Raw genomic sequence first — 12,635 nt, 5'->3', positions numbered from 1 at the left:
AATTCTCTTTTTTTATTTGAGTTGCCCTATTTATCGCGTCGTTTCTATGGTAAAATATAGTATAGTCTTTAAAAGGAGAACTTATATTATGGCAGGAATTTTTGGAAAATTATTTTCAGAAGAACAACGTGAATTATCTGCATTAGAAAAGATTGCAGATCAAGTATTAAAATATGAACCAGAAATGCAAGCATTATCTGATGACGAATTGCGTGCAAAAACGGATGAATATAGAAAAAGAATTGCAGATGGAGAAACAGTAGATGATCTTCTTCCAGAAGCATTCGCAACAGCTAGAGAAGCGGCATATCGTGTAATCAACGAAAAACCTTATAAAGTCCAGATTATGGGTTCGGTTGCGATGCACAAAGGTGATATTTCAGAAATGAAGACTGGTGAAGGTAAAACTTTAACAGCAACAATGTGTGTATATTTAAATGCTCTTGCAGGTCAAGGTGTTCACGTAATCACAGTTAATGAATATTTGGCTGGTCGTGATGCAGCGTGGATGGGTGAAATCTATCGTTTCTTAGGTTTAACGGTTGGTGTAAATACACGCGATTTAAAACCAAGAGAAAAACGTGATGCGTATGCATGTGATATTACTTATACAACAAACTCTGAACTAGGATTTGATTATTTGCGTGACAACATGGTTACAGAAGTTGAAGATCGTGTAATGCGTGGACTTCACATGGCTGTAATCGATGAAGTTGACTCTGTATTAATTGATGAGAGTCGTACACCATTGATTATTTCGGGTGGTAAAAAACAAACCGCAAACTTATACATTCAATCGGATCGTTTTGTGAAGACTTTAATTGCTCCAGAATACGAAACAGATAAGTTTACACATGAAAAAACTTTGATTTCTGGAGACTATGATATTGATGAAAAAACACGCCAAATCATGTTGAGTGAAGAGGGTGTTCATAAGGCAGAAAAATTCTTTAAGATCAAAAATCTTTATGATATTGAACATACACAACTTGTTCACCACATTAACCAGGCTTTAAAGGCAAACTATATTATGATGCGTGAAGTTGAATATGTGGTTAGTGATGAAAAAGAAATCGTTATCGTTGACCAATTTACAGGTCGTATGATGCCTGGACGTGCATATTCAGATGGTTTACACCAGGCTATTGAAGCTAAAGAAGGGGTTCCAATTAAAGAAGAAACTTCGACTTTGGCAACAATCACATACCAAAACTTCTTCCGTCTATATGAAAAATTAGCAGGTATGACTGGTACTGCAAAAACTGAAGAAGAAGAATTCTTATCAACTTACAACATGAAAGTTGTTGTGATTCCTACAAACCGTCCAGTAGCTCGTAAGGATCTTCCAGATGAAATTTATGCACATAAAAAAGATAAATATGCTGCATTGGTACGTGAAGTAAAACGTTTGTATGAAACAGGACAACCAGTTCTAGTTGGTACGATTGCGGTAGAAACAAGTGAGGTTATTTCTCAATTATTAAATAAAGAACACATTCCTCATGAAGTATTAAATGCGAAGAACCATGCTCGTGAAGCAGAAATCATCGCAAAGGCAGGCCGTCCAAAATCGGTTACAATTGCGACAAACATGGCTGGTCGTGGTACCGATATCAAATTAACAGAAGAATCACGTAAATTAGGTGGTTTAGCTGTATTGGGTAGTGAAAGACATGAATCTCGTCGTATTGATAACCAGTTACGTGGACGTTCAGGTCGTCAAGGAGATCCTGGATTCTCACGTTTCTATGTATCTTTAGAAGATTCATTAATGGTTCGTTTTGGTGGCGACAAGCTACAAAAGCTATTTGAAAAAATGGGTGACGAACAAATTGAGTCTAAGGCAGTCACAAAATCAATCACAATGGCTCAAAAACGTGTTGAAGGATATAACTTTGATATGCGTAAACAATTATTAGATTATGATGATGTATTGCGTCGCCAACGTGAAATTATTTATGCACAGCGTAATCGTATCTTAGAAGCAGATGAAGTACATGATATGGTTCATGTTGTATTTGAAAAGACAATTGAACAGACTTTACAAGCTAATTTATCAGATCAAAAGAAACAAACAATTGATGTTGCAGGCGTTGTTAAATCCGTTGAAATGATGGGTATGGCTGAAGATAAGGCGATTCGTGCAAGTGAACTTGAAGGAAAGTCTTATGATGAAGTTAAAGAATATTGTGTAAATAAGATTTGGAATGAATATGAAGCTGAAATCAAAGATGTGAAGCGTCAATTCTTACCTTTTGAAAAGACAGTTGTATTACGTAATATTGACCGTAACTGGATCAACCATATTGATATGATGGATAAATTGCGTAGTGGTATCTATTTGCGTTCTTATGCACAAAACAATCCTCTACAACAATATGTACAAGAAGGATTTGATATGTTTGAAGAAATGAATCAAAGAATTGATCGTGAAATTACATTCTTCTTATTAAAGGTTCGTATTCGTAAGGAGCATGAAGCTTAATGGAACTATATGAATTGAAACAAGGAGTGAGTACTCACCTAGAGAAATTACATTCTTTAGGTGAGTCACTTTGACTTATCTAGCAAAAATAAACAAATTGAAGACTATGATAAACAAACTTTAGAACCAGATTTTTGGCAAGATCAAAAAAAAGCTCAACAAGTGATTCGTGCAAAAAATGCATTAAAAGATATTGTAGATCGTTATGAAGAATTAGATTTACAATTAAATTCGTTAAATGATACGGCAGATGAATTAAAGTCTGAATTTGATGAAGAATTGATGATGATTGCCGAAGAAGAATATATGGATATGGATAAGAAGTTTGAGAATTTTGAAATCCAAGTCTTATTAAGTCATGAATATGATCAGAACAATGCGATTCTAGAAATTCACCCAGGAGCTGGTGGAACCGAGTCTTGCGACTGGGCAAGTATGCTTTATCGTATGTATACAAGATATGCTGAAAAACATGGCTTTAAAGTAACTGTTCTAGATTATTTACCTGGAGATGAAGCTGGTATTAAAAGTGTAACTTTCCTTGTCGAAGGAGATAAAGCTTATGGCTATCTGAAATCAGAAAAGGGTGTACATCGTTTAGTTCGTATTTCACCATTTGATTCAGGAGCTAGAAGACATACTTCGTTTGCGAGTTTAGATGTTATGCCTCAATTCAATGATGAAATTGAAATTGATATTAAGCCAGAAGATTTAATTGTTGAAACAAAACGTGCTTCTGGTGCTGGAGGACAACATATCAATAAAACGGATAGTGCCGTACGTATGGTGCATAAGCCAACGGGCATTGTGGCTACATGTCAAAATGGACGTAGTCAGCATGAAAATAGAGAAGAATGTTTGCGTGTCTTAAAATCTCGTTTGTATCAATTAGAAATTGAAGAACAAGAAAAGAAGATTGCTCAAATTAAAGGTGTACAATCCGCTAATGAATGGGGCAGCCAAATTCGAAGCTATGTCATGCATCCATATAGCTTAGTCAAAGATGTTCGTACAGGATATGAAACAAGTCAAGTTCAATCTGTATTAGATGGAGATCTTGATGAATTCATCTTTGCGTATTTAAAATCACAAATCCAATAAAATCCAATCGAAAGGTTGGATTTTTTCTATAATCGCTCATAAAAATGTAATTAAATTAAATTATTTCCTCATAAAAGTGAAATCATTTTAAATTATTCGCTCATAAAAATGTAATTAATATTGAATATTCCCTCATGAAAATGTAAAATAAGGATGGTGATATAGATGAAAAGAAGCATATATAAAGACTTATTGCGATGGAAAAGAAATAAATTGAGAAAACCCCTTATTATTGATGGGGCAAGACAAGTTGGAAAAACTTGGGTTATTAAAGAATTTGGTAAAAATGAGTATAAAAATGTAGCATATATAAATTGTGATCGTATTGTAGAAATGAAGTCATTGTTTTTTGATTTTAATATAGAAAGATTGATTCGTTCTTTTAGTGCAATCACAAACGAAACAATTGTTCCAGAAGATACTTTAATAGTATTAGATGAAATACAGGAAGTGCCTCTCGCGATAACCGCATTAAAATATTTTTGTGAGGAAGCAAGGCAATATCATATCATAGTGGCAGGTAGTCTTTTAGGAGTAAGTCTTCATGGAGGGACTGGTTTCCCTGTAGGAAAGGTAGATCGATTAAAAATGTATCCGATGACTTTTTCAGAATTTATTGAAGCATCTGGTAAAGTACACCTTTTAGAGTTATTGGAGTCGCATAGATGGGAAGAAATTTCATCATTATCTGTTACATATACAGATTTATTACGCCAATACTACTATGTGGGTGGAATGCCGGAAGTGGTAGATTCTTATTTTTTAAACTATGATTTGAAAGAAGTTAGAAGTATACAAAATACAATTTTAGATGATTACGAACAAGATTTTTCTAAACATATTCCGCCTGCTCTTTTAGCAAAAGTAAGAATGGTTTGGAGATCAATTCCTTCACAATTATCAAAAGAGAATAAAAAATTTGTTTATGGTGCATTAAAAAAGGGTGGTCGTGCAAAAGAATTTGAGGATGCGATTGATTGGTTGATTCATGCAGGATTAATACATAAAGTAAATCGCGTGAATAAAATAGAAAAGCCATTGAAATTTTATGAGGACCTTAATGCATTTAAATTGTTTGTGTCAGACTTAGGCTTGTTGCAAGCTATGGCAAACGTATCCGCAAAAGAAGTTCTAACAGATGAAAACTTTTTTTCTGAATATAAAGGTGCATTTACTGAACAATTTGTGGCACAAGAACTAATCGCGAATAAGGAGACTTTGTACTATTATTCAAGAGAAAATTCTACACTAGAACTTGATTTTCTTGTTCAAAAAGATGTGGTTTATCCAATAGAAGTAAAAGCAGAAGAGAATGTTAAATCAAAAAGTTTAAAAACGGTATATGATGCTGATCATGCGGTATGTCCTGTACGGTTTTCAATGTTAGGCTATAAGAAACAAGAATGGATGGAAAATGTTCCATTATATGCATCAATGGAATATATTCGTTCTAAAGAATAAGGTTAAGAATATGAACGTATATTATCATTTACCGGGCTTATTTGAATTCTATGAATTTTATAAAAAGTTTTTGCCCCTATTTAAAAATAAACCTGAATATTTCTATGACTGGTGTAAGATTGGATCTATATATGGATCACCATCTGATTGTATATGGTCTGGTGGACGCATCAGTTATGCAGATTGTGATCAAAAAAAAGTATTCGCTTTGGTGAAAGAATATAATATATCTTCACGTCTTACATTTAGTAATTCTTTGATTGAAGAAAAGCATTTGTCCGATATAAAATGTAATGAATTATGTCGATTGTTGAATTTAGATACAAATAATGGAATTATTATTCATTCGGATATATTGATGAAATATCTGAAAAAGAAATATCCGAATCTATATTTTGTATCTTCAATCACAAAAGTATTAACGGATTTTAATGATTTTAAGCATGAACTAGAAAATCCAGACTTTACCTATGTGGTACCTGATTTTCGGTTGAATAAACAATTAGAAAAGTTGAATTCACTATCTGAATCATATAAACCAAAGGTAGAATTTTTATGCAACGAATGTTGCTGGTACGGATGTAAAGATCGTAAGGAATGTTATAAATCGGTTTCTAAACAAAATCTAGGCATTGATTGTATGGATCATGTATGTAAGGCCCCTTTTTCTAAGGAAGGGTATCGTTTTTCTAGAGTGATGGAAAATCCTGCATTTATTAGTTTAGAGAATATTTTAAATATCTATGTCCCTATGGGCTATTCAAATTTTAAAATTGAAGGAAGAGACTTAGGAAGTGCTCTATTATTAGAATTTATTCTTTACTATATGGTAAAACCAAAATACCAAATCCACGTGCGTGAAGAAATGTATTTAGATGCGATGCTAGACTTATTTTAGGAGGTTCACATGATAGAAAAAAGACATACAGTACGTAAGTATTTAGATCAACCATTAGATATGGCTTTGGTTGATTTGTTGAATGATCGTATTAAACAAAATAATGAATTGTATAATTTGACATTTAAACTCGTGACAAATGAATCAGATGGACTTTCTAGTTTGGCTAAAATTATGTCGAATAATACCATACAAAACTATATTGTTCTTGCAGGCAAAGAATGTTCAAGTTTAGATGAAAAGATAGGCTATTGTGGTGCTGACTTGATTTTGTATGCCCAAAGTTTAGGCTTAAATACATGGTGGTGTGGAGGTATGTTTAATGGCAAGAATGCTCTTAAACATTTAGATGATAAAGATGTTAGAGTGAATGGTGTCATTGTGATTGGATATGGAAAAACACAGGGGGTACCACACAAATCAAAGACAGCTGATCAAATTAGCCATTATCAAGGAGTAGTTCCAGATTGGTTTAATGCAGGTATCAAAGCTTTATTATTAGCACCTAGTGCTTTAAATAGACAACCATATATAGTAAATGGTGTAGGAAATAAAGTGAGTTTTAAAGTAAAAAGTGGACCTTTATCACAAGTTGATTTAGGTATAGGAAAATATTTCTTTGAGTTTGGTGCAGGTAAATCAAATTTTGAATGGAGTTAATATGATACATATTGAAGATGAATTCTTTTTAAAGAAGAAGTTTAATTTTGAAAAATTGAAAGAATTTGGTTTTTCTTTTGAGAATAACACATATGTTTATACAGAAGATTTTTTGGATTCAAATTTTAAAGCTATCATTGAAATATCGGATGTTTTAAAAGGTAAAGTTATTGATAATAATAGTGATGAAGAATATATGCCACTGCGCATAGAATCCTTTGATGGAGAGTATGTTTGTAAAGTTCGTGAAGCATACAAATCCATATTAAAACGAATTGCGGATATATGTTGTACAGATGTATTCTTTGCGGATGATCAAGCAAATCGTATTACGAAATTCATTGATGAAACGTATGGAGTAAAACCAGATTTTCCATGGAAGGATGACAATGGTGTTTTTCGTCATTTAGACAATAATAAATGGTTTTCCCTTATTATGTATGTTTCGTTAGATGCTCTATTAAAAAATGGAGATAATAGAAAGTTGAATATTATCAATTTAAAGATAGATACTTCTAAAAGAAATGAACTTTATGAAATAGACGGTATTTATCCGGCCTTTCATATGAATCATAAAATGTGGATATCTGTCGTACTTGACGATACTATAAGTGATGAAAAAGTAATGGAACTTGTAACGTGTAGTTTTGATTTAACAAAATAAGGAGAGAATGATATGTACGGAATTATCGCAACATGGAGAATGGCTTTAGAAGGAATTTCAAAAGCAGATTCTATGTTAAAAAATAACGAAAGTGCGGCGAATTCGATTGAAGAAGCAATCAAAGCTGTAGAAAATTTTGAATACTATAAAAGTGTAGGATATGGTGGACTTCCAAATGAAGAAATGGAAGTAGAATTAGATGCTGCTTTTATGGATGGAGATACACTAGAATTTGGATGTGTTGGAGGCGTTAAAGATTTTGCCAATCCTGTTAGTATTGCACGTAGTCTAATGCACTATGATGCCAACAATTTTTTAGTGGGTCAAGGAGCTGAAAAATATGCTTCAAGACATGGCTTTGAAAGAAAAACAATGCTTACAGATCGTGCTAAGATTCATTATCACAATCGTATAAAAGAAATCACAAATACGGAATTAAAACCATATTCAGGACATGACACAGTAGGTATGGTTTGTCTAGATACTGCAGGACACATGACTTGTGCTACAAGTACTTCTGGATTGTTCATGAAACATCCAGGACGTTTAGGTGATTCCCCTGTATGTGGTTCTGGATTCTATGTAGATTCTTTTGTCGGAGGAGCAAGTGCTACAGGTTTAGGTGAAGATGTTATGAAGGGCTGTGTTTCTTATGAAATCGTTCGACTAATGAAAGAAGGTATGCATCCTCAACAGGCTTGTGAAAAAGCTGTACACGATTTTGATTTGGAATTAAAACGAAGAAGAGGCAAAGCTGGAGACATGTCTTTGATTGCGATGAATAATAAAGGTGAATGGGGTTGTGCTACAAATATTGAAGGTTTTAGTTTTGTGGTGGCAACTGAAAAGCAAGCCCCAACGGTATATTTAGTCAATCATGATGCGGACGGAAAATGCACATTTGAAGTCGCAAGTAAAGAATGGATGGACAACTATATGGCTTTACGTACAGCTCCGTTAGTTAGGAAATAATATGGAAGAAGAATTATTAAAGAAGATTGATGAAATCAGTGATGAGATGATTTCAGGAATCAAAAGAATTGTTCAAATCGAGAGTGTACAAAGTGAACCTAAGTTAGGTATGCCTTTTGGTGAAGGCGTAAATAAAGCTTTAGAAGAAGCATTGAAATTAGCTTGTGAATTAGGCTTTGAAACAGAAAACGTCGATCATATGGTGGGCATTGCCAAATATGGTACAGGTGAAGATTATATTGGTATTATGGGACATTTAGATGTTGTTCCTGTAGGAGAAGGATGGAATCATCCTCCGTTCTCAGCTTATGAAGATGAAAATGGCAGAATCTTTGCCCGCGGTATTCTAGATAATAAAGGACCGACTTTATCTTGTCTATACGCATTATATGCCATAAAAAAATTGGGTATTCAATTAAAGCGTCCTGTTCATATTTTGTTTGGAACAAATGAAGAAACAGGATTTGAAGATTTAAAACATTTTCTTAAAGTCAGAAAACCACCTATTATGGGGTGGACACCCGATTGTAAATATCCGGTTGTATATGCGGAAAGAGGAAGAAGTACCTATCGTGTGAGTACGGCTATTGAAAATAAAACTGTATTTAATCAATTTATTAACGAATATATTTTATCAGACAATGGATTTGGAAATAAATTGGGACTCAATATTGAGGATCTTGAATTTGGTAAAATGCAGATGAGCAATAAAAAATTGGTGGATTTAGAAGGAAAACTTGGTTTTGATTTCTCTTTTAGCTATCCTGCAAGTATTAGGAATGATACAATAGAGAGGACAATCAAATCTAAATTAAGCAAAGGACTACAAGTAGAATGTATACATAATTATGATCCTGTTTATTTTGATAAAAATGGGTTCTTATGTAAAACTCTAAAGGCGACTTATGAAAAGGTAACAGGCATGGATGGTACGCCAGTTACAACTACGGGTGGAACGTATGCGAAGATCATGCCAAATATAGTTCCTTTTGGACCGAGTTTTCCTGGACAAAAGGGCATTGGACACAATCCGAATGAATGGATGGATCGGAGTGATTTGATTTTAAATGCGAAAATATACGCATTAAGTATAGTGAGGTTGGCAAATGGAGAGAATGATTGAAGTATGTGCAGGTAGCTATCAAGATTGTATAGCTGCATATCAAGGTAGTGCAAAGAGGGTTGAATTAAACAGTGCGTTAAGTGTTGGTGGCTTAACGCCAAGTGTCGCAAGTCTAATTCGTGTGAAAAAAGAAACAGACTTAACCGTAATTTGTATGGTACGTGTGCGTGCTGCAGGTTTCTGTTATGAAAAAGAAGATGTAGAAATTATGTTTGAAGATGCCAAGATTCTTTTAGAGCATGGAGCTGATGGAATTGCGTTTGGTTTCTTAAATGAGAATGGCACAATTTGTGAAGAGGACACAAAAAGAATGATCGACTTGATTCATTCATACAATAAGGAAGCTGTATTTCACAGAGCTTTTGATGTTACGCCAGATGCATTTGAAGCCATTGAAACATTGATTGATTTAGGTTGTGATCGCGTACTTACAAGTGGACAAAAATCAAAAGCTATGGAAGGTATTGATTTGATTAAAGTGTTGAATAATCAATATGGAGATAAGATTCAAATTCTTCCTGGTAGTGGAATGAATGCAGAAAACGCAAAAATGATGATGAATTATACAGGTGTATATCAGGTGCATTCGTCTTGTAAAAACTACAAAACAGATACAACCACAACAAAAAACGGTGTTTCATATAGTTACTTGGCTAGTCCACATGAAAATGATTATGATGTAGTGGACGTAGAGTTGGTAAAAAAATTAGTTGATAGTATAAAATAATGTGGAAAAGACTGTAACAAAGTAAATTTATCTTGTTACAGTCTTTTGCTTTGAATAAATTAAAATCGCAATTATAGCTGTTACTACATCGGCTGTAGCCTGAGAAATCAAGATTCCATGGAACGTAAATAATTTAGACAATATGACAATGCAGATTACGTAAATAACACCTTGTCTAGAAATGGATAAAATTAAGGCAGGAAGTGCTTTTCCTTCCGATTGAAATAGAGTTGTAAAGACTAAAATTATACCAACACACGGACTCGATAGAACAAGTAGTCTTAACATAAGGCTTCCTGTTTGAATAATTTGGGCATCATTCATAAAGGATTGGATGATATACGGAGCAAAAACACTTAGGATAATGGCAGTAATGAGCGCAAATGTGACTTCGATAAAAATGTCAAACTTAATGAATGCACGTAGGCGTTCGGTGTTTTTGGCCCCATAATTAAATCCTAAAAGTGGTTGTGCCCCAAACGCAAACCCAACTATGATCAATAACAGGATCATATTCACTTTTAGGGCGATTCCCATTGCGGCAACATTTTCATTGCCGAACACAACTAAATAACGATTTGTCAAAGCTACACCAATACTTGACATTAAATTTGTGATAGAAGCAGGAATTCCAATGGTGAAGATATCTAAAAACTTTTTTCTTTCGATATGACAATCTTTAAAGGAAACACTTAGACGATTTGCCTTTGCCCTTGTGAAATAGATCAAAAGAAAATCAGATAGGATATATCCAATTACAGATGCCAAGGCAGCACCTTGTGCGCCCATATGGAAGCTAAAGATAAAGATGGGATCTAAAATGATGTTTAGAATCGACCCCAAGACTGTTCCAATCATAGAAAGAGTTGCCAATCCTTCTGTACGAATTAAGTTACTAGGAGTTAAAGAAAGAATGATAAAGGTGGAGCCAAGTACAATTATATTGTAGTATTGACTTGCGTATAACCATGTTTCTTTATTAACACCTAAAAAATTTAATATGGGATCTTTTAGAATAAACATAAAAATCGTGACAACAATGCCACAGAGAATGGATGCATAGAAACAGAATCCACTCACATTCTTAGCTTCTTTGTTCATTTGTTGACCAAACAATCTAGAGATGACAGAACTGCCACCAATGCCAAAGATGTCACCTAGTGCGATCATGAAAGTAAAGATGGGGGCACATAAAGAGACACCGGCCACAAGATTTGTGTTCATTGTTTTAGCTACAAAATATGTATCTGCCATGTTGTATACTAAAGAAATTACCATGCTGAAGACAACGGGTAAAGCCATTGTGAAATAGGCTTTAGGGATGCTTGTATTTTCAAATAATTCATTATTGTTCATATATTACCTTCTTTCTTTGCCTAGTATATCAAAGCTATTTGAAAATGATTGTGACATATGGCACAATAAAGCTATGAAACGAGTATATGATTCAAAAAATGTAGAGAAATATGTAAATCGATATCACATACACGACTATTTTAATTCTTCTTATCCCTTTTATTTGATGGAATATGAAAAAGATGAAATGATGATTCATCCATTAAAAGACACAAAAGAGATTCAGTTTGTAGTAGAAGGCGAAGTGTCTATTTATTTCATTGATTCAAATGGAAAACAGCTTTTTGTGTCACAAACCAACGAATTATGTGTGTTAGGAGATGTTGAATTTGTTCGTCATGAAAAGCCTGTTTATTTTGCTCAAACCAACACAAAAGTTGTTACAATCGCATTATCGATTGAAGAAAATCAATTGAGATTAAACCAGGATCTGAAATTTCTTCATTTTTTGTTGAATTCGTTGATTGATAAACTGCATAATAAGTCCACAAATGAAATTATGAATCAAAGTGTTGAAGAGAAGGTCATGAATTATATGGAGTTACATTTCACACTAGACAATGTCAGTGTGGCTTGTCGTAATCTGCATTGTAGTCGAAGGCAGCTACAAAGAGTGTTAAAGAAACTTTGTGAGAATAAAAGAATCGTAAGACTTGAAAAGGGGAAATATGTGCTACGATAGTTGTATTATTGGAGTTTGTTTATTGTGAAGCGTAATGAACAAAAGGTAGGAAACATTTGGAAAACAGAAGATATATTTAAAGATGAAGCTGCATCTCTAGCTTTTTTAGATACTTATAAAGAATTAGGAAACGAGCTTTGCGATTATGATGGAAAATTAGGAAATGCATCTAACTTATTATCGTTTTTAAAGGGATATGAAAAATTAACATGTCTATTAGGTGGTTGATTAGGCTATGCAAGATACGGCAGATGCACATCATTAAGAATTAAGGAGAAAAGCTAATGTGTTAGCGGTTGAAATCTTTACGCAATTACCTTTTAGTGACGTACAAATCATGGAGATTAATAATTTAGAATCTTTTTATGCATCTAAACCCATCTTAGAAAGATATCGTGTATATCTTGAAGAAGTATGTCATTTAAAAGAACCGTAAAGCATATACGGTTCCAGGAATGATATCGGAGCTTGAAAACATAGAAGAAAATACGCACTGACTGAAAAGC

General features: G+C 33.7%; 13 protein-coding genes. 12 read left to right on the top strand and 1 reads right to left on the bottom strand.

All coding sequences use genetic code 11. From position 1 onward, the window contains the following. Positions 1-88 precede the first annotated feature (88 nt). From secA to EUBIFOR_RS07160, 9 genes are all read left to right on the top strand, one after another. Positions 89-2,485, top strand: coding sequence for a preprotein translocase subunit SecA (gene secA, locus EUBIFOR_RS07200; protein WP_040466322.1), 2,397 nt, complete (start codon positions 89-91; stop codon positions 2,483-2,485). After that, a protein-coding gene (gene prfB / locus EUBIFOR_RS07195; RefSeq protein ID WP_187116725.1) for a peptide chain release factor 2 occupies positions 2,485-3,586 on the top strand; the annotation gives its coding sequence in 2 pieces (ribosomal slippage) (positions 2,485-2,556 and positions 2,558-3,586; 1,101 coding nt in all). Before secA ends, prfB begins: the two co-directional genes overlap by 1 nt. Positions 3,587-3,751: 165 nt before the next feature. After that, positions 3,752-5,047 carry an ATP-binding protein gene (locus tag EUBIFOR_RS07190; RefSeq protein WP_003865332.1) on the top strand — a complete coding sequence of 432 codons (1,296 nt, stop codon included), beginning with the start codon at positions 3,752-3,754 and terminating at the stop codon, positions 5,045-5,047. A 10-nt stretch (positions 5,048-5,057) separates the two neighbouring features. Beyond that, positions 5,058-5,945, top strand: a complete 888-nt coding sequence (locus EUBIFOR_RS07185) for a hypothetical protein (RefSeq protein WP_040466363.1) — start codon at positions 5,058-5,060, stop codon at positions 5,943-5,945. 9 nt (positions 5,946-5,954) lie between these two features. Then, on the top strand, positions 5,955-6,605 hold the full coding sequence (locus EUBIFOR_RS07180) for a nitroreductase family protein (protein ID WP_003865330.1): 651 nt from the start codon (positions 5,955-5,957) through the stop codon (positions 6,603-6,605). Position 6,606: 1 nt separating this feature from the next. Next, entirely contained in the window at positions 6,607-7,269 is a 663-nt protein-coding gene (locus EUBIFOR_RS07175) for an MmcQ/YjbR family DNA-binding protein (protein ID WP_040466321.1), read from the top strand. 12 nt (positions 7,270-7,281) lie between these two features. Further along, positions 7,282-8,241: a glycosylasparaginase gene (locus EUBIFOR_RS07170; protein WP_003865328.1), complete on the top strand. Its 960-nt coding sequence runs from the start codon at positions 7,282-7,284 to the stop codon at positions 8,239-8,241. A 1-nt stretch (position 8,242) separates the two neighbouring features. Next, positions 8,243-9,364 carry a Sapep family Mn(2+)-dependent dipeptidase gene (locus EUBIFOR_RS07165; RefSeq protein WP_003865327.1) on the top strand — a complete coding sequence of 374 codons (1,122 nt, stop codon included), beginning with the start codon at positions 8,243-8,245 and terminating at the stop codon, positions 9,362-9,364. Next, the gene (locus EUBIFOR_RS07160) at positions 9,348-10,091 is read left to right on the top strand and encodes a copper homeostasis protein CutC (RefSeq protein WP_208853799.1); all 744 of its coding nucleotides are present in this window, start codon (positions 9,348-9,350) and stop codon (positions 10,089-10,091) included. The genes EUBIFOR_RS07165 and EUBIFOR_RS07160 overlap by 17 nt, the downstream gene beginning before the upstream one ends. Positions 10,092-10,118: 27 nt before the next feature. On the opposite strand, the gene EUBIFOR_RS07155 is transcribed toward EUBIFOR_RS07160, so the two are convergent. Next, positions 10,119-11,447 (bottom strand): MATE family efflux transporter, encoded by a 1,329-nt coding sequence (locus EUBIFOR_RS07155; RefSeq protein WP_040466320.1) that lies wholly within the window; start codon positions 11,445-11,447, stop codon positions 10,119-10,121. Between the two features lie 73 nt (positions 11,448-11,520). Between EUBIFOR_RS07155 and EUBIFOR_RS07150 the strand changes: the two genes are divergently transcribed. The 3 genes from EUBIFOR_RS07150 to EUBIFOR_RS12760 are packed head-to-tail and all read left to right on the top strand — an operon-like array spanning position 11,521 to position 12,565. Then, on the top strand, positions 11,521-12,129 hold the full coding sequence (locus tag EUBIFOR_RS07150) for a Crp/Fnr family transcriptional regulator (protein ID WP_040466319.1): 609 nt from the start codon (positions 11,521-11,523) through the stop codon (positions 12,127-12,129). Positions 12,130-12,153: 24 nt separating this feature from the next. Beyond that, positions 12,154-12,357 (top strand): hypothetical protein, encoded by a 204-nt coding sequence (locus tag EUBIFOR_RS07145; protein WP_040466318.1) that lies wholly within the window; start codon positions 12,154-12,156, stop codon positions 12,355-12,357. 58 nt (positions 12,358-12,415) lie between these two features. Further along, a complete protein-coding gene (locus EUBIFOR_RS12760) occupies positions 12,416-12,565 on the top strand; it encodes a hypothetical protein (protein WP_003865321.1) in 150 nt (49 codons plus the stop codon). The last annotated feature ends 70 nt before the right edge of the window (positions 12,566-12,635 follow it).

The organism is Holdemanella biformis DSM 3989, assembly GCF_000156655.1.
Lineage (GTDB): Bacteria > Bacillota_I > Bacilli_A > Erysipelotrichales > Erysipelotrichaceae > Holdemanella > Holdemanella biformis.
This window is presented reverse-complemented; position numbering and strand designations above follow the sequence as displayed.